This window comes from uncultured Bradyrhizobium sp., from assembly GCF_964252615.1.
GTDB lineage: Bacteria > Pseudomonadota > Alphaproteobacteria > Rhizobiales > Xanthobacteraceae > Bradyrhizobium.
Genome location: NZ_CAXUNQ010000004.1, coordinates 149,383 through 168,728 on the forward strand (window position 1 = coordinate 149,383; position 19,346 = coordinate 168,728).

Here is a 19,346-nt window from a genome sequence, read left to right on the forward strand (position 1 = left end):
CGCGGTACCTTTCAGTTCGACGAGACCTGATTGCGTATCGCGACGCCGTACAACCGTACTTTGGCCCGTAACGGAAGCACCGATGCTTGAAGCACCGCGCGCGCCGGCCTGGGTTGCCTTGGAAATACGCGATGAAATTCGATGTTTACTTCCGCAAGCTCGTCGATGTCCGTTAACGCGATATCGACGAATACGACGTCCGACCTTGAGAAACCGGCAGCGGCGAGAACCGCAAACAGATTTCTGAAGGCCAACCGCGCCTGCGTGCCCGCAGAGCCTTGAACAAGCCGTCCGTTCGAGTCGATCGCCAGTTGGCCGCCCGTGTGGCAGAACGGCCCGGCGGCCACGGCGTGACTTATCCCTGCAAGACTTGGCGGCACGCCTTTTCCACTGGTAACGAAAATGCGCTGCGACGCGACGTGGCCATCGCGCGCGCGCGGCGCACGAGTTGTTCCGGTTCGGCGATTTCCGTTCATGGAAGCCAGGCTTCTTTCTTCAGATGGAGGATGGGCGCGTTCATTCACGGAGTTTACCTCGCAGCAGTGGCGCGAGACGCGGCTCGGCGGGCAGCAGAACTCCGACGAAGATGATTGCCGAGCCGATGAGTGTGGATAGCGGAGGAACTTCGTTGAAAATGACGGCGCCGAGCAATGTTGCAAACACGAGAGAGAAGTAGAAAAAGGGCGCGATGAAACTTGCCTCACCTAACCGGGCGCCGCGTAAGACACATTGCTGGCCAACGGCCGCAACTACTCCAATCGCAACCAGGAGCAGCCATTGGGATGCACTGGGGGCGATCCAGACAGGCGCCGCAGCCACGGCTCCGAGCGGAACGGCCAGGAGATTGCTAAGCAGAATGACCACCGTAGGCTTGTCGACCTCACTTACCCATTTCACGCCGACAATCTCGATACCCATCGCGAAGGCCGCAAGCAGCGCAAATAGTGCCGCTGGCTCGACCGTGGATCCCGATGGACGCGTGATGACCAGGACGCCGACGAATCCGATGACGGCAGCCAGCCAACGCCGCCGGTCCGGCCGTTCGCCCAGAAGCAGGGCCGCCAACGCGATGGCAAAGAAAGGGCTTGTGAAACCTATCGCCGTCGCATCGCTCAAACGCATCTTTTCCAATGCCAAAAACATGAAGACTACACCGAAATAGCCGCCCAAGACCCTCACCGCATATCTGACAAACATCGCTTTGGACGGAAAGCGGGCTTCGCGAAATGCGAACGGCAGCAGGGCAGCGGCGGCAAACACATATCTGGCGAAAGTCACCTGTAACGGATGCAATCCGCCCAACGTCCCGGTTGCGAACAGCAGCTTCGCAAGGGCGTTCATCGAGCTGAACAAAAAGCACGAAGATATGATCCAAAGGACCGCCCTTGAGTTCGCCGTCATTGTGATTCCCTTAGACGTGCAAAATTTCAGTTCGAACGTGCAGAACTACCGCGGTACGTGGTGCTGGGTGATCATCGGCGTAAAATCGATGAGCATGATACTCCGCTCACCCCTGTTGCCCTCCGCCAGTTCGATCGGACTCACATAATGGCTGACCATGGGATCAAATATCGCATAGGATTCCAGCGGCTGGCGAAGTTCAAATTCAGCAAGCAGATCATCACGCGGAACTTCATGAAGGGTTTTTCCTGCCCCTGACGGATGGGTGATGGCGTTGATGCCGCCCAGCACTCCGTTTCGCTTCACCAGATGGGCGAAGGTGAAGGTTTCGCCGTCCTGGTGAAAATTGTCCGGGGTAGACAATGCGCGACGATTCTCCGTGTCTACCTGCAGCTTTATGAATGAAACTCCCACCTGGAGCGGATATGCGCGTAGCTCCTTGGGCCAGAATGTCCGGTCGAAATTTAGCCATATCAGCCGAAGCAGCAACGGATTCGATTTTGTCTTCTCCGTAATCGACGGAAGAATTCTTCTCTCTCCGGAGAAGTGCGGATTATAAGGCCCTTGAAAGTACTCGGTTGTGGGGTGCCCGTTCACAAGGGTGGTATGAGGTATCCACTCGAAACTCGATCTCCACGGGAGGAGGAGACCGCGCGCGTAGCTGCGAAAGCGATTATCCGACGGGCCGTATGGATCGCGTCTCAATGCGTCGAATTCGCTTTTTATCTGGTCCAGATGAGAGTCGATTTCCAGATTGACGTCGGCGGCGCCAATCGCAAATTTCTCGAAGCCGAATTGCTCCAACGGAGCGGGCGTGCGCGCCAGTTGACCTTGGTTCATCATGGTTTCAACTCACCTGAACGGATATTGCGGGCGTGGGGGCGGGATACGCGCTTGGCGAGCGCTTAAAAGGATAGACGCTCGATCGATCCTGAAACGAAATGATCTTCCTGTTTAGAATCATCCCGTTCTCAATCTCGATTGCGTCACTGATGGTGCTGTTTTTACGCCATTGCTTCGGGCCGGAAGCGACCGTCGCGATATGAGGAACGAGTGCCTTGGATATTCCCCATGTCGCGGCGTCCCAATGATACGCCGGCGTATGATCAACGGCGCATATCGTCATCTTGCCGACCTTGAATGTCGGCTTCTCAAAAGTCGTCGTGCGTGAGAATGGAAAGCCCATTCCCGGATCGCAACTGATGTCCACGATCAGGCAAGGGTGATCCAGCTTCGCTACCTCCTCCTCGGCGACGAACATGATCGGCATTTCGGGATCCTGTACGATGCAGTTGACGATGATGTCTGAAGACCGCAGTTCGCTTACGAACGGTTGTTCATTGCCGTTGTCGTCGACTGCGGTCGCCCTGCCCGCGGAGTCGATTCCAAGTTTCCTGTATTGCGCGTCCAGCATCGGTTCCTCGATGGATGAAGGGTCGCGTTGCGTGAATACGACAACTTCCTTGAAACCCATCGATTGAAGCGCCATAACGGCGCCGCGGCCTGCATAGCCGTACCCGATCACGATAACTCTGCGTGCAGGCCCGAAGCGTCCGTCGATGCCCATGCGTCCGAGGGCGTGAATGACCCCGGAGTAACCGGCGAGCATGTTGTTTTCAAAAAAGGTATGAAGGCGACGACCGCCGCTGAAGGCGCCTTCATACATACCTTCCCAAGTGATTACGCTGAGGCGTCGTTCGATGGCGATATCGGCGAGATGCCCATAGAGAACGAAATGCAGCCATCCCCACAGGGTGCTGCCCTCGCGCAACGCATGCAGATCGGCCTCCATCGGCTTGGCGAGAATGACAAGTTGCGCCCGCCGCAGGATTTCGTCGCGGGTGGCGAAAGCCTGCACAAAAGGCGCAAGCTCCTTGTCACTGACGTTGAACCTTTCTCCATAGCCCTTTTCGATCACCAGTTTTTGCTGGACCTCGGGCGCAAGAGCAGGAAAGTGACGAGGGTGGATTGGAGCCCGCCGTTCATTTTCCCGAAGCGATGAACCGATAAGACCGATATGCATTTTCCGCCCCTGATTTGTTTGAGTTGACTTGTGCGAGATGAGGCCGGCTCATCTCGCACGCCATACCTGTCCTTGCTCAAGCAAACTCATAAATCGCTTCCATCGTTTCATGCGTCCGATCCTTGTTGAGGTCGTCAGGACCGGCATAGGTGAAATTCAAAATGATCCTGAGGCAGTCGCGTTCAATCGGCGACGTTCGATGCAATGTTGTATCGGTGCGGAAGAAGTAGATGTCTCCACTATCGTGGTGATAACTCCGTATCGGATTTTCAGATAAAAATCGGTTGATCTGCGGGTCTTTCTTGTTCCAGGTCGTGTGCGGCACACACTGCAGCATCCCGCCCGCATCTACCGAGGGCGCCTCGATGATGAATATCAGCGCGTATTGGTAGTCGCCCCAGTGCCAGCCGTGAGTGTCGCCGGGCTTTTCTTGTTTGGTTATCGTCAGCCTCTCCGGCTGGTATTCGCAGTCGCGTACATCATGACCGGCTACCTGACTGAGCAAATTGCGCAAGGGTTTCAACGCATATAATGACGGCGCGAACTCGCCGAATTTGGTGATGTCCGCGAAATTGACGGTCGACATTTTGCGCGGCGTGTTGCCGGTGTGCTCCACCGTGATGTCTATTCGGCGGGCGGCCTTGGCAACGATCGATTTCACGTCCTTCTGGAGAGCGGCCATGACGTTGCGCGGGAGAAGCTCCGTCAGTCTTATGTATCCGTCGCGCAACAGGTTGTTGCGAAGCCGCCAAATTTCATCTGCGGTGAAGACCGTTTGGTAATGCTGTTCAACATCTCGGGTCAGCTGGTCAAGCGTGGTTTCGCGATGGGCCAGAGTGGTCATGATGATCCTCGCTAGTTGAATAGAGGGACTGGGACGCGCCCGCGGCTTCGGCCTTTGAGCCTTGAGGATGGGGGGCCTGATCCCGGAGGGCCGAAGTTTGGCGGCACCGCCTACAAGAGTAATCGTCCTTGGCGGAAATTGGGCAATACTTAAATATTCAAAGGTATATCTTATATATACATCAATATAACGGTCTAGTCGCGATATACTTAAATATTGTATGATATATTATTACTATATATTTCATTATATATTGGCGAGCAGCCTTTAAACGGTAAAGATTTATCGACATATTCGAGGCGCCAGGCGGCCGGGCGGGGTGTGAAATTCACAACCGATTGCTTCACCAGACCCCTACTTTCAACGTCCGAACCGACCCCGAGGGCAAACTTCGATGCCTAAATCCGCGATGGCTCCAGGCGCTGCGTTCTTGATGTGCGGGAGCTAGAGCGGAGATTGTGAAACCCGATTGATCTTTGTCCGCGATGTGACCGATGTGCACTTCTTCACCGTCACCAATCCCGTCTTCCTTGGAGAAGGCCGTCCTCGAGCTGAACAACGCCTATGCGGAAGAGCTTTCCTATCTTGATTACGGTCAGTTGCGCTGGCTCGTAGAACACGCATTTCACGCCCGCAGGGTCGGTGACCTTGACGGGTTCTTGTTGGCGTTTGACGAAAGTGCTGAATACCGTAGCCCGAATTATCTTTGGTTTCGGCAGCGCTATCCGCGTTTTGTCTACGTCGACCGCGTGGTCATCACTCCCGGAGCACGGAGACGTGGCTTGGCGCGTTCGCTTTATATGGATTTATTCTGTAAGGCGCGGCGCGCGGGCCGGGAGATCGTAGGATGCGAGGTCAACGTGGCCCCGCCAAATCCGACATCGGACGCATTCCATGTTTCGTTGGGATTTAGCGAGAGAGGGCGAGCGGTCGCCAATCAGAAACTGGTGCGATATCTCGTTCGTCCTCTTGATGCTCGAGTTGCCAAGAAAGATGAGCGGGAAGAGTCTGGGTAAGCCCCAGTAACCGTTCCACGTCGAGCAAGCGCTCCGTCAGTTGAAACTGGAATGCGGATTCTTACGAGGATCGAGAAATGACAAAAGCAAAAGCCCTGCCGTTTGCACGTCACAAATATGCCGATGGTTCGTTCAAGAAAATTCTGATCGATGGGAAATGGGTGAGCGCGGCATCGGGAAAAGAGTTTGAGAGCATAAATCCGGCAACTGGCGAGCTACTTGCCACGGTTGCCGAGGGCAGCGAGGAAGATATCGATCGTGCTGTGATCGCGGCGCGTCGAGCTTTCGACGGTCCATGGAGCAAATTCAAGCCGTTTGAGCGCCAGGAGATTCTGCTACGGCTTGCCGACCTTGTGGAACGCCATTTCGATGAACTCAGCGCGCTCGATACGCTCGACATGGGCGCACCGATCAGCCGAACGCGGGGGTCGCGGCGCCGCGCTTTGGGTATGCTGCGCTACTACGCCGGTCAGGCCACTTCGATCCACGGAGAAACGATTCATAACTCACAGCCGGGTGATTTCTTTTCATATACGCTGAAAGAGCCGGTCGGCGTCGTCGGCGCGATCATTCCGTGGAATGGTCCTCTCGGCGCGGCGATCTGGAAGATCGGGCCTGCCCTCGCTACCGGCTGCACCGTGGTGCTGAAACCCGCCGAAGAAGCTTCTCTGACGCCGTTACGGCTCGGCGAGTTGGCTCTTGAGGCCGGTGTTCCACCAGGTGTTATCAATATCGTTCCCGGCTTCGGAGAAACCGCCGGCGCGGCGCTGGCTGCGCATCCAGACGTCGACAAGGTCGCCTTTACCGGCTCCCACGTCACTGGCCAATCGGTCGTGAAGGCGTCAGCAGGAAACCTTAAGCGGGTGTCGCTGGAACTCGGCGGCAAGTCGCCAGACGTCGTATTTGCCGATGCCGACCTGGAACTGGCGGTGGCCGGTGCGGCGATGGGCGTATTCGCCAACTCCGGTCAGACCTGCAGCGCCGGAACTCGACTGTTTGTGGAGCGGCGAATCTATGCGGAATTCGTCGATCGCGTTGCAGAGTTCGGCAAGCGCCTGCGCGTTGGCAACGGCCTCGATCCGGAAACCCAGATTGGTCCGCTCGTTTCCGAACAGCAGCTAGACCGCGTAACCTCCTATCTCGACCTCGGTCGACAGGAAGGAGCGCGGGCGATTGCCGGCGGCACCCGGCTGAAAGAAGGGGCGCTGGCACAAGGCTATTTTGTCGCGCCGACGGTTTTTGCAGATGTCGTTGACGATATGCGCATCGCTCAGGAAGAGATATTTGGGCCGGTGATCTCGGCAATATCTTTCGAAGACATTGATGAGTTGGTGCGGCGCGCAAACTCCACAATGTTCGGACTCGGCAGTGGCATTTGGACACGCGACGTCAGTAAGGCCCATCGCCTCGCCGGAGCGATTCGCGCGGGCTCCGTCTGGGTGAACTGTTACCAGGCCATGGACCCCGCGGTCCCGTTTGGAGGCTACAAGATGAGCGGGTATGGCCGGGAATCCGGGCTGCAACACGTCGACGACTACCTCAACGTCAAGGCAGTCTGGATCAAGACGGCGTAACGGTGGAATTCGGCATTCATGCAGACCGCTCCGGGGCTGGAGCGGCGCCGGTTTCGACCGGTTCGGAGAGCTGGAGCGGGCGAAGGGAATCGAACCCTCGTATGCAGCTTGGGAAGCTGCCGTTCTACCATTGAACTACGCCCGCGTCGTTATTCCCCAGCCTTTGATTTAGCCGAGACCGCCCGATCCGCCAAGCGGTTCTGACGCCGCGTCGGCGGCGGAGCATTTCCCGACCAACCCGTAACACGGCTCGATTTTCCTGCTTTCGGTTGCCCCGATCCCCCCGCAGAGCTAGAATTGCAGCATGACGGCAACTGTCCTGCTGCAAGGCGATTTGATCTCCGTATATGACTACCGCTGCACCGCCCGGCCGGACACAAAACCGTTTGTCGAACAGCATCACTGCCATTCGGTCGCCTACGTCCGCAAGGGCAGCTTCGGATGCACCAAGCGCGGTCAATCGTTCGAACTGGTGGCCGGATCCATCTTGGTCGGCCATCCCGGCGACGAATACGTCTGCACTCATGACCACCATATCTGCGGCGACGAATGCCTGTCGTTCGCCCTTGCGCCCGAGCTGGTCGACAGCATCGGCGGCCGAGCCGATGTCTGGCACACCGGCTGCGCGCCGCCGCTGCCCGAATTGATGGTGCTCGGTGAACTCGCCCAGGCTGCGGCTTGCGGCCGCAGCGATATCGGGCTTGACGAAATGGGGCACGTGCTGGCGAACCGTTTTGTCGAGGTGGTTTCGGGACGGACGCAAAAGCCGATGCGGGCGGCCGCGCGTGATCGCCGCCGCGCAGTGGAGACGGCGCTATGGATCGATGCGCATTCGCAGCGGCAGATCGACCTGGAAGACGCCGCCGATCAGGCCGGCCTCAGTCCGTTTCATTTCCTGCGGCTGTTTTCCAGCACCCTCGGCGTCAGTCCGCACCAGTATCTGGTGCGCTCGCGGCTGCGTCATGCCGCACGCATGCTGGCTGATGACGGCGGCCGTTCGATCACCGACATCGCGTTCGACGTCGGGTTCGGCGATCTCTCCAATTTCGTCCGCACCTTCCATCGCGCCGCCGGCGTTTCGCCGCTCCGGTTCCGCCAGGCGTCACGCGGCGACCGCAAGATTCTCCAAGATCGGCTGGCCGTGCACTGACTAGGATGATTTCCGAAAGCGGGCCGCTTGCGCGCCGATCGGGGAGCACGTCATGTACGACCACATTGGATTGAAAACCTCAAAATCTCGACAAAAGCGTGCGCGTTTACGAAGCGGCATTGAAGCCGCTCGGATATGTGCTGTGCTCGCGCGACGCCAGCGGCGCGGGTTTCGGGCCCAAAGGCAAGCCGGCGCTGTGGCTCTATCCGAGCAGGGACATCGCGGCGGGCGCGCATGTCGCGTTCCGCGCGCCCGCTCACGCCGCGATCAAGAATTCCATGCCGAGGGTCTGAAAGCCGGTGGCCGCGACAATGGCGCAGGACCGCGCGCCGATTACAGCCGATTTATTACGCCGCGTTTCTGATCGATCCCGACGGCAACAATATTGAAGCGGTGTGGCCGCATGTCCCATCGCTTCTTCGAGACGCCGCGCAACAGCGCGGCTTCTCAGGATGACGAGTTTCAAACCGGAGAAACCAGCCGTGGCTTCCATCTACAAGGAGATTCCTCTTGACGCCCGTCCCGACGAAGTTTGGGCCGCGGCGCGTGATTTCGGCGCGGTGCATCAGCGCGTCGCGCCGGGTTTTGTCATCGATTGCAAGCTCGATGGTGATTCCCGTTTCGTCACCTTCGCCAATGGCAATGTCGCGCAGGAATTGCTGGTCACCATGGACGAAGCGCGGATGCGGCTGGTCTATTCCGTTGTCAGCCCGCGCGTAAAACAGCACAGCGCCTCGATCCAGGTCTTCGCCGACGGCAACAACCGCAGCCGCGTGCTGTGGATCGCTGACGTGCTGCCGGACGAAATCGCGCCTTACATCGACGGCCAGATGGATCAGGGGGCGCTGGCGATGCAGAAGCAGTTCAGGCGCGACGCCGCATGAGCGCCTCGCCATTTCTCGATGCGCTCGGCGCCGATGGCGCCGCCGCAGATCGTGCCGGCAAGATGGACCTTTACGGGTGGCTGGTTGGCGCGTGGGAACTCGACGTTACCCGGTTTTTCGCCGGCGGCATACGTCAACGCAAAGGCGAGTGGCATTTCGGCTGGACGCTGGAAGGACGTGCGATCCAGGACGTCTGGATCGTCCCGCCGCGCGGCGCGTTGCGCCAAGGCGACGCCGCGGCCAACGCCAATTCCTTCGGCACCACGCTGCGGATTTACGATCCGCGGATCGACGCCTGGCGGATTCAGTGGAACGACCCGGTAACGCTGAATTTCCTGAGCATGATCGGGCGCCGGCATGGCAACGATATCGTTCAACTAGGGACGAATTCCGACGGCCAACCGGTGCGCTGGAGCTTTTGCGATATCACGCCGGATTCCTTCACTTGGCGTGGCGAGACCTCTCTTGACAATGGCGCGAGCTGGCGTCTCGACGTCCAATTCTTGGCCAGACGCATCGCGGCGGCTTAAATTTGCGGCCGTCATTCCGGTCCAGTGCTTTGCGAGGCCGCGCAACGACATGGATTCAAGAGAGCGCCGGGCGGATTTGCGGCACCGATACTGCTTTCGGTCCCCATCGGGTCAGAATTACGCTCAACGCGGACAGCGTGCCCAACAGCACCATCGATGCCGCCGCCAGTGCAAAGAAGTTCGCGGCGGTCGGCTGGTGCAACAGCAGCCACCAGCCCCCGATTCCCACAAACAACAGACGGGCGGTCTGGGCCAGCACCGGCCCCAGAACTTTCGCAGCGCCCTGCGAGGAAAAATACATCGAGATCGACAGCCCGATGAAGGCGTACATCGGCGCCGCCGTATGCAGATATTCCCGGCTGGCGGCGCGCACGCCGGGATCGTTGGTGAAAATGTTGACCCAGAGGTCGGGAAAGACGGCAATGACGGTGCCGACCAAACCGACCGAGGCAAACGATACGCAACCGGCAATCCAGGCGATCCGCCGCGCCCGCGCGATCCGTCCCGCGCCGACCGCCATCCCGACCATCGGCACCGATGCGATGCCCACCGCGAACGCGATCGAGGTCAGCATGAATTCGAGCCGGGCACCGATGCCATAGCCCGCGAGAACTTCGGTGCCGAAGTCGGCAAGCATGCGGGTGAAGATAGTGATGGTCAGCACCGACTGCAGCGGCGAGAAGCAGGAAACCGCGCCGACTTTCAGGATATCAAAGAACATGTCGCGCTGGATTCGGAGTCCCTTGATGACAAAATTGACCCGCGCGCGGCCGGACAGAATATACCACGCCATGATCGACCCACTGAGCGAATAGGCGATCAGCGAACCGGCGGCGACGCCGCGCATGCCGAATTGCGGCACCGGACCAAGCCCAAGTCCAAGCGTGCCGCCGAGAATGATCTGGCAGGCCGCAGAGCCGAGCACCATCAGCGAGGGCAGTTTCATGTTGCCGGTGCCGCGCAGGATTCCCGCCAGCGTGTTCATCAGCCACGCGATGACCACACCGCCAAAAAAAATCTGGACATAGCCGATCGCCTGGCCGAGCACGTCGCCGCGGCCCCCGAGCAATTGCAGCAGCCTCGGCCCGAAGAGCAGCATACCCAGGGTAAACGCCAGCCCGAAGCAGACGCCGATCAGCAGCGCGTGCGACGCCAGCATCGATGCGCGCTCGACATTGCCGGCGCCGAGCGCGCGGGCGATCGCCGACGACACGCCGCCGCCCATGGCGCCGCCCGACATGGTCATGGTCAGGATGACGAACGGAAACACCAGCGCCATTGCAGCAAGCGACTCGACGCCGAGCCGACCGATATAAGACGTCTCCGCAATAACCACGCAAACGCCGGCGCTAAGGGCCACGACGTTTGGCCAGGCCAGCCGCAGCAGTGTCCGCAAAATCGGGCCGTCGAGCAGTAAATTCCGTGCCGGCGCCATAATCGGCGGAAGCGGAAGCTTCTCATCATCGGTAAGCGGAAGTTCGGCGACCCCGATATCGGACATTTCTGCTCCCTAAATGCCGATTCTGATGCGGCGCGGTGTTTCCTATCACCGATCGGCGACGAAATCATGCCGCGGCGGCGCATCAGGGGTCTGCAAAGAGTGCAATCAGACGCCTGAACCGATCGACCAGACAAAAGGCGGCGCGCCGCCTGGGCCGAGCTTCATCTCCGGTGCAATATCTCGGCCACAACCGGCGCCAAGGCCTTCGATTAGTCCTTTCAGAACGCTTGCGCAGGCCGGGTGATAATCGGTAACGCTGTCCATCAGCTTCCAGGTGCGCTGAATCGTTTCGAACACGTCGCGCCGGTCACCGGCCTCGACGACATCGTCCTGCGCTTCAAACAGCGCGACCAAAAACTCATCGAATTTCTGCGCATCTCCGCGGCCCGTGCCAAGACCATGCGCGATCTCATCGAAATATTGCATGCCGATCAGTTTACCGGTGAGGTGCAAAAGATATCCGGCGTCGGCGGGACCGAACAGCTGCACCGCCACGGGAGCCGCAGTCTTCACATATTCCATCGCGTAATTGCGATACGCTTTCTCAAGTCGCGGCTTAGGCCAGATCGATACCGGCAGCGCCGGGGCTTTTTCAGCATCGAACGGAGGCGCCTGCAGATGGCGCGCGAATACCAGGCGCTGATCGACGTCGAGCGCGTGGTCGTATTCGTAATAATAGCCTTCGAGGCCATCCTGTCCATCCACGCTCTGCTTGGTGCAAACGAAGCCGAGCTTCGGATTGCCGAGTGACACGCCATTGTTGGCGTGCCATCCGCGCAGCATCGCACGCGACACCTCCCCCGGGACGCCGCAGATCGCGGTGCCGTGCCAGATCCAGCGCGGCGGCGGATATCGGATCCAGGCCTTGCGATCGGATTCGTACATATACTCAACCGAAACGCCTCCAATCCAGTTCGACAAGTAGTGGTACTGCGCGGCCGCCACGGCCGGCGGCAACCCGCTCAACCCCAGCTTTTCAAGGCCGGGCAGGAAACGCTCCTGCTGCTGGCGGCGAAACACCCGAAACAGGAATTCGGCTGCATCGGCCGTACCGCGCCGGGTGACGATGGTCAGAATGAGGCCGGTGAAATAGGCGTGGTAAAGGTCGGCGATGCTCCGCCATCGCAACCATTTTGCTTCCTGCGCGTCGCTCTGTCCGGTCATAACTCCCCCATCCGCTGCTTTGCACGCTGCCAAGCATAGCCCGGCCACACGCAATTCACATGATTTTCATGACAGGCGTCATGAACGTTCTCCTGGTTCGCGAATTACCACGGGTTAACCGAAGGGAACCATCATGCACACCCGACTTCTGCTCGCTACATGTGTGGGAGCGCTGGCACTTCCGCTCGCCGCCTGTAACGACCCGCAGGACACAGCGACCGCGCAGCAGAGTTATGGCGCCGCGCCGACCCTGCCGGCGCCGCAGAGTTCGGTACTTCCTACCGTCAATATCGCAACCGCCAAAGGCTGGCCCTCCGGCGCCAAACCCACCGCCGCCAACGGCATGGCCGTGAATGCGTTCGCGACCGGGCTGGATCATCCGCGCACCGTCTACGTGCTGCCGAACGGCGACGTGTTGGTGGCCGAAAGCAACGCCCCGCCGAAGCCCGATGATGCCAAAGGCGTCAAAGGTTTCATCATGAAGCAGGTACAGAAATGGGCTGGCGCCGGCGTGCCGAGCGCCAACCGTATCACCCTGCTCCGCGACGGCGACGGCGACGGCGTCGCGGAGACCAAAAGCGTGTTTCTCGAAAAGCTGAATTCGCCCTTCGGCATGGTACTGGTCGGTAGCGATTTCTATGTGGCGAACTCCGACGCTATCATGAAATTTCCATATCACGATGGCGATACCAAGATCACGGCGCCGGGCGTAAAGCTCACTGACCTGCCGGGCGGCACCATCAACCATCACTGGACCAAGGATCTTGCCGCCAGCCAGGACGGCGGCAAACTGTATGCGACCGTCGGTTCCAACAGCAACGTCGGCGAGAACGGCATAGATGCAGAAGCCAATCGCGCCGCCGTTCTCGAAGTCGATCGTGCCAGCGGACAATGGCGCGTATTTGCATCGGGCCTGCGCAATCCCAACGGGCCATCCTGGCAGCCGCAGAGCGGCGCGTTGTGGGTTACCGTCAATGAGCGCGATGAACTCGGCAACGATCTGGTGCCCGACTATATGACATCCGTAAAGGACGGCGCGTTTTATGGCTGGCCCTATAGCTATTACGGCCAGCACGTCGATACCCGCATGGATCCGCAGCGGCCCGATCTGGTGGCGAAAGCGATTGCGCCGGATTATGCGTTGGGCGCACATACCGCGTCGCTTGGTCTCACCTTCAACACCGGCAACCTGTTTCCGGAAGCGATGGCCGGCGGCGCCTTTGTCGGCCAGCACGGTTCGTGGAATCGCAAGCCGCGCGCCGGCTACAAGGTGATTTTCGTGCCGTTCGCCAACGGCATGCCGTCCGGGCAGCCGCAGGATATCCTGACCGGATTCTTGAATGACAAGGGCGAAGCACAGGGACGCCCCGTCGGCGTCAGAATCGACAAGCAAGGCGCGTTGCTGGTCGCCGACGATGTCGGCAACGCGGTATGGCGTGTCACACCGTCGGCCAGGTCGGCGATGAAGTAGACCGGATGATCGTAACGACAGCCGGAGCGAGCACGGCGCCGGTCCTCGATGTCGCTTGGCTTATCCAGGCCCCACGCTAAGCTACCCGAAAATGCTTGCTGAGCTTCAATCCCTGCGCCTGGTAGTTGGAACCGATGCGCTGGCCGTAGAGCGCGTCGGGCCGCGCCAGCATTTTCTCATAGACCAGGCGGCCGACGATCTGGCCGTGCTCCAGAATAAACGGCACCTCGCGGGAGCGTACTTCCAGCACCGCGCGCGAACCGTGCCCGCCGGTGCCGGCGTAACCGAAGCCCGGATCGAAAAAGCCCGCATAATGCACGCGGAATTCGCCGACCAACGGATCGAACGGCACCATTTCGGCGGCGTAATCCGGCGGCACCTGCACCGCCTCTTTCGATGCCAGGATATAGAACTCGCCGGGGTCGAGGATAAGGCTGCCGTCGGGACGCGCGGCGATCGGCTCCCAGAATTCCTCGACCGCATATCCGCCGCGGCGATCGATATCGACCACGCCGGTGTGCCGCTTGGCACGGTAGCCAACAAAGCCATTGGCATTCGCGCCGCTTAGATCGACGCTCAAGGCCACGCCGTTGACGAGATCGGCGTCGTCGGCATCGACCAGCCGCTCCAGATGGTGCAGTGCATCAAGTTCGTCGGCATTGAGGATGGCGTCGCCGGTGCGAAAACGCGCCTGCGACAGCCGCGATCCCTCGCGCAGCAACACCGGAAATGTCTTCGGGCTGATCTCGGCATAGAGCGGCCCATGATAGCCGGCACCGATCATGTCGAACCGCCGTGTGCCGTCGGCGATCACCCGCGTGAACACATCGAGCCGCCCGGTCGAGCTTTTCGGATTGGCGGCGGCGACAATCTCGGGCGGCAGCGCGAGGCTTTCCAGCAACGGCACGATGTAGACGCAGTTGGTTTCCAGTACCGCGCCATCGCTCAGATCGATTTCGTGCAGTTTCAATTCGTCGATGCGCTCGGCTACCGTCGAACCCGGACCGGGCAGGAAGCTGGCGCGGACGCGGTAGGCGGTATCGCCAAGCCGCAGATCGAGGCTGGCGGGCTGGATCTGGCTTTCGACAAACGGATAGGCCGGCAGAATGAACCCGGCATCCGCCATCGCCGCGATCATGCGGTCGGGCAGAATGCCATTGGCATCGGAGGCAAGCGCAAACGCCACGTTGGTTGTCCTTCGGGGACGGCTCGTTGCCATTCCAGCCGCTGAAAATACCGACTTTATCGGTTATCCGAAGGCGGACTTGACGGAAAGGGCGAGGTGGATTAACAGCACGACTTATCCCGTGGTGATTTGAGCCGGCCGGCTTGCAGCCACGTTAAACAAGTCGCTAAACAGGCCGGGGACACGTGTGATCCCGGCTTGTGGAAATTTTTCCAGGCCGGTTTTTTTGTGATCGTTTCTCGACGGTCACGATGGAGGTCACGTGACGGAAGCATCATCCACTGCACATTACCGCCCCGAAACCCGGCTGGTCCATTCCGGCACGCTACGCTCGCAATACGGCGAAACGTCCGAGGCTCTGTTCCTGACGCAAGGCTTTGTCTACGACACCGCCGAACAGTGCGAGGCGCGCTTCAAGGGCGACGATCCCGGCTTTCTCTATTCGCGCTTTTCCAATCCGAACGTTTCAATGTTCGAGCGCCGGATGATCGAACTCGAAGGTGCTGAAGCGGCGCGCGCTACCGCCACCGGCATGGCCGCGGTGACCACCGCTATTCTTGCACCGCTGAAAGCCGGCGACCATGTGGTGGCGGCCAAGGCGATGTTCGGCTCGTGCCGCTATGTGGTGGAAGATCTGCTGCCGCGCTACGGCATCCAGTCCACGCTGGTCGACGGCCTCGATCTCGCGCAGTGGAAGCAGGCGATGCGGCCGAACACGAAAAGCTGCTTCCTGGAAAGCCCCACAAACCCCACGCTCGACGTGCTCGATATCGGCGCCATCGCCGAGATCGCGCACCAGGCAGGCTCCCGGCTGATCGTCGACAACGTGTTCGCGACGCCGATCTGGCAGAGTCCGTTGGCGCTGGGCGCCGACGTGGTCGTGTATTCGGCAACCAAGCATATCGATGGCCAGGGCCGCTGCCTCGGCGGCATCATTCTGTCATCGGAAGCCTTCATTGCCGACCACATCCACACTTTTCTGCGCCAGACCGGCCCCTCGATGTCCCCGTTCAACGCATGGGTGCTATTGAAGGGGCTGGAGACGCTGGCGATCCGGGTGCGCGCGCAGACCGAAACCGCGGCGGCCATCGCCGACGCGCTGGCAAGCCATCCGAAGATCTCGAGGCTGATCTACCCCGGCCGCGCCGATCATCCGCAGGCAGTGTTGGTGAAGAAGCAGATGCGCGCCGGATCGACGCTGATCGGCTTCGAGGTCAAGGGCGGCAAGGCCGGCGCGTTCCGCATGCTCAATGCGCTGAAACTGTCGCGGATTTCGAACAATCTCGGCGATGCCAAGAGCCTCGTGACGCATCCCGCAACCACCACGCACCAGCGGCTGACACCAGAGGCCCGCGCCGAACTCGGCATCAGCGAGGGGTTTGTGCGGTTCTCCGCCGGTCTCGAGCACCGCGACGATTTGATCGAGGATTTTGCCGCCGCGCTGGAGCAGGCTTAGCGCTCGTTTCCCGACGCAATGCGGCCTTCTTCATGCCGCTTCGCAGAGCCGGGCCCGCATCAAACGCCAAGTTCGTTAACTACATCGGCCGGTACGCCTGCACGTTCGGCGGCACGGCGACGCCGAGCTTGATCTGGCCAACCGATTTGATGATGTCGTCGCCAAGCAGTTGGGCGAAGCAGGCATAGCCCCAGTCGTTCATGTGCAGGCCGTCGGCGACGACGAAACTATCGAATGGAATCGACTGCTTCTCATGCCAGTCGCGCATCACCTCGAAACGGGGGAAAAATCCGGCATGCCGTAGCTCGGCGACCTTGCCCAGCAACTGCACCATCCGGCTGGCATTTTCGCCCTTGGCATTGACCGCGGGCGAATATTGCGGATCGACCAGCACCAGATCGGCCCCCGCGGCCTGGATGCTCGCAACACCCTCTTCCACCAGCTTTGCGGTTTCGGCCGGATCGAGATTACGCAATACCGCATTGGTGCCGACCTGCCAGATCACCATATCGGGCTTCACGTCGATCACCTCGGTCTGCAGCCGCTTCATCATTTCCGGAGCGTCTTCGCCGCCCTTGCCGCGGTTGACCACGGTGATGTCGACGCCGGGATACTGACGGCGCAACTGTGCGGCAAGCCGGTTAGGGTAGGTGAATTCCGGTGAGGTGCTGCCAAAACCTTGCGTCGAAGACGATCCGAACGCCACGATCAAGACCGGTTTTCCCGCCACCAATTTGGCGGCAACATGCGGCAGCGACCCCATCGATTTGCCATCGCCCTTCGGCGAGCGGCACGGAACGCGGCTGAGGATATCTCCGGCCGACTTCGCGACTTCCTTGACCTTCTCGATCGCCTTGCCGGCGAGGCTCTTTTGCTGCAACTGATCAATTCCGGCCGTACCGGTCGTGGCAGCTTGCGTCCCGTCGGTCGGCAAGGCCTGCGCCGGTTCCGCGCGCCCCTGCACCTGTGCCGCCGGCGCCAGCAGCACCAGAGCTGCAAGCGGGATTGCAATGATCGCAGTTCGGAAAGAAGTACCGCCGAAACCCATTAACGCCAAATCCTCAATTCTGCTGGGCCGGACCGATGTGCGCCGCGTCAATCAGGAATTTCGACAGTGCGCGGCCAAGGCAATCATGCACGCGTTTCGCCAGCTCAACGCCGTGCGTAGCGCTGAACAGATCGAAATCGCCGGACTCGTTCCAATGGCGCATCACTGCGAACCTGTCGAATAGCGGAACATCGCGCTGCTGCGCCACCACACGCATGTTATCTATGTAGGGAGCGGCGGAAATCATCGTTTCAGTGCGCGGACTGTATTGCAGATTCATTAAAATTACGTCGGTTCCGGCGCTTTGCAGTGCAGCAACGCCGTCATCGACTCCGACGCGGAAATCGTCAGGGTCGATCGATCGTAGCGCATCGACGGTGCCGGTCTGCCAGATAACCAAGGTCGGTTTTCGCTCTTCAGCGAGCTTGCCCAGGCCGGCGGCGACCTCCTCGGCGGTCTTCTTGATTTGCAGCTCGACGCCGATGTTGACGTTAACCCCGGGCAGTTTTTCGCGGAGGATCGCTTGCAGTCGGCTGGGATAGGCTGTTCCATCGGAAGTATTGATGGTCGACGACCGGCTGCCAACGACCAGAACGTCCAATTTACCGCCTTTTTTCACGACCTCGGCGACCTTGGGCAGCGCACTCTCGCTGGAGAGCAGATAGGCCGGAACCTCGCAGGTTGCAGGAGCATCTTCGGCGCGCGCGGGCACGACGGCCATAAAACCCGTCAGCATTATCGAGCCCAGAACGGTCCTCAAATCGGGCTTCATCACGCCCCTCCCGCCATGTCGGCGTTGGCGTCGCTGCTTTTCCCGCGCGTTCCGCTCTTCGCCGCGACGTCCTTATACCACGAAAACACCCAAGCCGCCGCGGACATAATGACGATTCCGCAAATACTGATAGTGAAGTGCATCCCGGCACCGCCCGACACCTCGGCCAGCACGAAATGCCCGGCGAAGGCCAGGAACACGCCCAGGCAGAAAATTTCGAGCGAATGCTGGCCGCACAGGACCAGCGGCCGCAGCCATGGCGATTTCAATCCCGGCCAATCCTTGGACAGGAAACGCACGGTGATCGCAGCCAGCGCCAGGAAATGCGCAAACCGCAGCACGTCGAGATCGGTCTTGTTGATCGGGTACATCCACTGCTCGAGTCGGCGCGGCATCACATGCGGAAGCTGCGGCAGATACCAGGTCAGCGTCACGCAGAACGCGGCGAACAGATAGACGATACAAATCCACAGCGTAACCGGCGACGACAGGATTCGTGACATCCGCTTCGCGCCGCCCAGCGCGCACCAGGCGCCGAACACGAACAGTAACTGCCAGGCAAACGGATTGAAGGCCCAGAAGCCGTTTGGGTAAGCGGTGAGGTACAGATCGAACTCCCACGTTGCCGCATAGAGCAGGACCGACAGTCCGAGCGTCACGTCGGGCCTGCGTTCCATCATCCACAGGATCAGCGGCAGAAACAGCATCAGCACGATGTAGAGCGGCAACACGTCCATGTTGACGGGACGGAATTTCAACAGCAGCGCCTGGACGATGGTGACATCCGGCTGCTTCAGGAAATCGAGGATTCCCATTTCTTCGGTATAAAGAGGGTTCTCGAAACTGGTGGCAACGTAGGAAATCTCGGCAAGGAAGATGGTGAACAGGAATACGTGGGCGACGTAGATTTGCCAGACCCGCTTGAGAATGCGCGCCGTCGCCACGATAAAGCCGCGCTCGAGCATGGCGCGGCCATACACGAACGCCGCGGTATAGCCCGAGATGAAGATGAAGATTTCGGTAGCATCGGAAAAGCCGTAGTTCCGGATCGTGAACCAGGTCAGGATGTTGGGCGGCAGGTGGTCGATGAAGATCAGCCACAGCGCCAGGCCGCGAAACAGATCGAGCCGCAATTCGCGTTCCGTTCCTGCGACCGGAAGCGCGATGGCGGCCGCCGCGGCCCGCGCGCCGTCGTCCACTGCGATGGAGGGTCCGGCAATCTGGTCGGCGACGGACGTCATCGGGCTCCGCTTCAGACGGGGTGTTTCACCGTCCCGTAAAACCGCATTGGCCCGCAAGTTGCAAGCCATTATCAAATCGGATTCC

The 19,346-nt window shown here is 60.0% G+C and carries 18 protein-coding genes, 1 tRNA gene, 1 pseudogene and 1 riboswitch; of the genes and pseudogenes, 8 read left to right on the forward strand and 12 right to left on the reverse strand.

The features are described 5' to 3' along the window. Positions 1–11: 11 nt before the first annotated feature. From ACFE72_RS04315 to ACFE72_RS04335, 5 genes are all read right to left on the reverse strand, one after another. A complete protein-coding gene (locus ACFE72_RS04315) occupies positions 12–524 on the reverse strand; it encodes a RidA family protein (protein ID WP_375411816.1) in 513 nt (170 codons plus the stop codon). Next, a complete protein-coding gene (locus ACFE72_RS04320) occupies positions 517–1,401 on the reverse strand; it encodes a DMT family transporter (RefSeq protein ID WP_375411817.1) in 885 nt (294 codons plus the stop codon). The genes ACFE72_RS04315 and ACFE72_RS04320 overlap by 8 nt, the downstream gene beginning before the upstream one ends. A gap of 45 nt (positions 1,402–1,446) precedes the next feature. Beyond that, positions 1,447–2,244 carry a 2OG-Fe dioxygenase family protein gene (locus tag ACFE72_RS04325; RefSeq protein ID WP_375411818.1) on the reverse strand — a complete coding sequence of 266 codons (798 nt, stop codon included), beginning with the start codon at positions 2,242–2,244 and terminating at the stop codon, positions 1,447–1,449. Positions 2,245–2,248: 4 nt separating this feature from the next. Beyond that, positions 2,249–3,424 carry a hypothetical protein gene (locus ACFE72_RS04330; RefSeq protein WP_375411819.1) on the reverse strand — a complete coding sequence of 392 codons (1,176 nt, stop codon included), beginning with the start codon at positions 3,422–3,424 and terminating at the stop codon, positions 2,249–2,251. Between the two features lie 76 nt (positions 3,425–3,500). After that, positions 3,501–4,268, reverse strand: a complete 768-nt coding sequence (locus ACFE72_RS04335; RefSeq protein WP_375411820.1) for a phytanoyl-CoA dioxygenase family protein — start codon at positions 4,266–4,268, stop codon at positions 3,501–3,503. Positions 4,269–4,798: 530 nt separating this feature from the next. Between ACFE72_RS04335 and ACFE72_RS04340 the strand changes: the two genes are divergently transcribed. Then, positions 4,799–5,284, forward strand: a complete 486-nt coding sequence (locus ACFE72_RS04340) for a GNAT family N-acetyltransferase (RefSeq protein WP_375411821.1) — start codon at positions 4,799–4,801, stop codon at positions 5,282–5,284. A gap of 77 nt (positions 5,285–5,361) precedes the next feature. Then, entirely contained in the window at positions 5,362–6,858 is a 1,497-nt protein-coding gene (locus tag ACFE72_RS04345; protein WP_375411822.1) for an aldehyde dehydrogenase family protein, read from the forward strand. 71 nt (positions 6,859–6,929) lie between these two features. Here the strand turns inward: ACFE72_RS04345 and ACFE72_RS04350 are convergent. Beyond that, positions 6,930–7,003: transfer RNA gene (locus ACFE72_RS04350), tRNA-Gly, on the reverse strand. A 159-nt stretch (positions 7,004–7,162) separates the two neighbouring features. On the opposite strand from ACFE72_RS04350, the gene ACFE72_RS04355 reads away from it, so the two are divergent. The 4 genes and pseudogenes from ACFE72_RS04355 to ACFE72_RS04370 all read left to right on the forward strand — a co-directional run bounded on the left by ACFE72_RS04355 (position 7,163) and on the right by ACFE72_RS04370 (position 9,422). After that, positions 7,163–8,008 (forward strand): helix-turn-helix transcriptional regulator, encoded by an 846-nt coding sequence (locus ACFE72_RS04355; protein ID WP_375411823.1) that lies wholly within the window; start codon positions 7,163–7,165, stop codon positions 8,006–8,008. Between the two features lie 52 nt (positions 8,009–8,060). Continuing rightward, a pseudogene (locus ACFE72_RS04360) lies at positions 8,061–8,464 on the forward strand (VOC family protein). A gap of 26 nt (positions 8,465–8,490) precedes the next feature. Beyond that, positions 8,491–8,892 (forward strand): SRPBCC family protein, encoded by a 402-nt coding sequence (locus ACFE72_RS04365; RefSeq protein ID WP_375411824.1) that lies wholly within the window; start codon positions 8,491–8,493, stop codon positions 8,890–8,892. After that, positions 8,889–9,422 (forward strand): hypothetical protein, encoded by a 534-nt coding sequence (locus ACFE72_RS04370; protein ID WP_375411825.1) that lies wholly within the window; start codon positions 8,889–8,891, stop codon positions 9,420–9,422. Before ACFE72_RS04365 ends, ACFE72_RS04370 begins: the two co-directional genes overlap by 4 nt. A gap of 55 nt (positions 9,423–9,477) precedes the next feature. Here the strand turns inward: ACFE72_RS04370 and ACFE72_RS04375 are convergent, their stop codons facing one another. Together ACFE72_RS04375 and ACFE72_RS04380 are read right to left on the reverse strand one after the other, a co-directional pair. After that, positions 9,478–10,923 carry an MATE family efflux transporter gene (locus tag ACFE72_RS04375; RefSeq protein WP_375411826.1) on the reverse strand — a complete coding sequence of 482 codons (1,446 nt, stop codon included), beginning with the start codon at positions 10,921–10,923 and terminating at the stop codon, positions 9,478–9,480. Between the two features lie 105 nt (positions 10,924–11,028). After that, positions 11,029–12,087 carry a hypothetical protein gene (locus ACFE72_RS04380; protein WP_375411827.1) on the reverse strand — a complete coding sequence of 353 codons (1,059 nt, stop codon included), beginning with the start codon at positions 12,085–12,087 and terminating at the stop codon, positions 11,029–11,031. Positions 12,088–12,220: 133 nt separating this feature from the next. On the opposite strand from ACFE72_RS04380, the gene ACFE72_RS04385 reads away from it, so the two are divergent. Further along, positions 12,221–13,558, forward strand: a complete 1,338-nt coding sequence (locus tag ACFE72_RS04385; protein WP_375411828.1) for a PQQ-dependent sugar dehydrogenase — start codon at positions 12,221–12,223, stop codon at positions 13,556–13,558. A 76-nt stretch (positions 13,559–13,634) separates the two neighbouring features. Here the strand turns inward: ACFE72_RS04385 and ACFE72_RS04390 are convergent, their stop codons facing one another. Further along, positions 13,635–14,777: a 2'-deoxycytidine 5'-triphosphate deaminase gene (locus tag ACFE72_RS04390; protein WP_375411829.1), complete on the reverse strand. Its 1,143-nt coding sequence runs from the start codon at positions 14,775–14,777 to the stop codon at positions 13,635–13,637. Positions 14,778–14,855: 78 nt separating this feature from the next. Next, positions 14,856–14,935: riboswitch (SAM riboswitch) on the forward strand. A gap of 71 nt (positions 14,936–15,006) precedes the next feature. Here ACFE72_RS04390 and ACFE72_RS04395 point away from each other — a divergent pair. Continuing rightward, the gene (locus ACFE72_RS04395; RefSeq protein WP_375411830.1) at positions 15,007–16,200 is read left to right on the forward strand and encodes an O-succinylhomoserine sulfhydrylase; all 1,194 of its coding nucleotides are present in this window, start codon (positions 15,007–15,009) and stop codon (positions 16,198–16,200) included. Positions 16,201–16,279: 79 nt separating this feature from the next. Here the strand turns inward: ACFE72_RS04395 and ACFE72_RS04400 are convergent, their stop codons facing one another. Genes ACFE72_RS04400 through ACFE72_RS04410 form a run of 3 tightly spaced genes read right to left on the reverse strand, consistent with a single transcriptional unit; the run spans position 16,280 to position 19,261 of the window. Then, positions 16,280–17,248 (reverse strand): SGNH/GDSL hydrolase family protein, encoded by a 969-nt coding sequence (locus ACFE72_RS04400; protein ID WP_375411831.1) that lies wholly within the window; start codon positions 17,246–17,248, stop codon positions 16,280–16,282. 13 nt (positions 17,249–17,261) lie between these two features. Then, positions 17,262–17,984, reverse strand: coding sequence for an SGNH/GDSL hydrolase family protein (locus ACFE72_RS04405; protein ID WP_375411878.1), 723 nt, complete (start codon positions 17,982–17,984; stop codon positions 17,262–17,264). A gap of 35 nt (positions 17,985–18,019) precedes the next feature. Then, positions 18,020–19,261: an OpgC domain-containing protein gene (locus ACFE72_RS04410; protein WP_375411832.1), complete on the reverse strand. Its 1,242-nt coding sequence runs from the start codon at positions 19,259–19,261 to the stop codon at positions 18,020–18,022. Between the last annotated feature and the right edge of the window lie 85 nt (positions 19,262–19,346).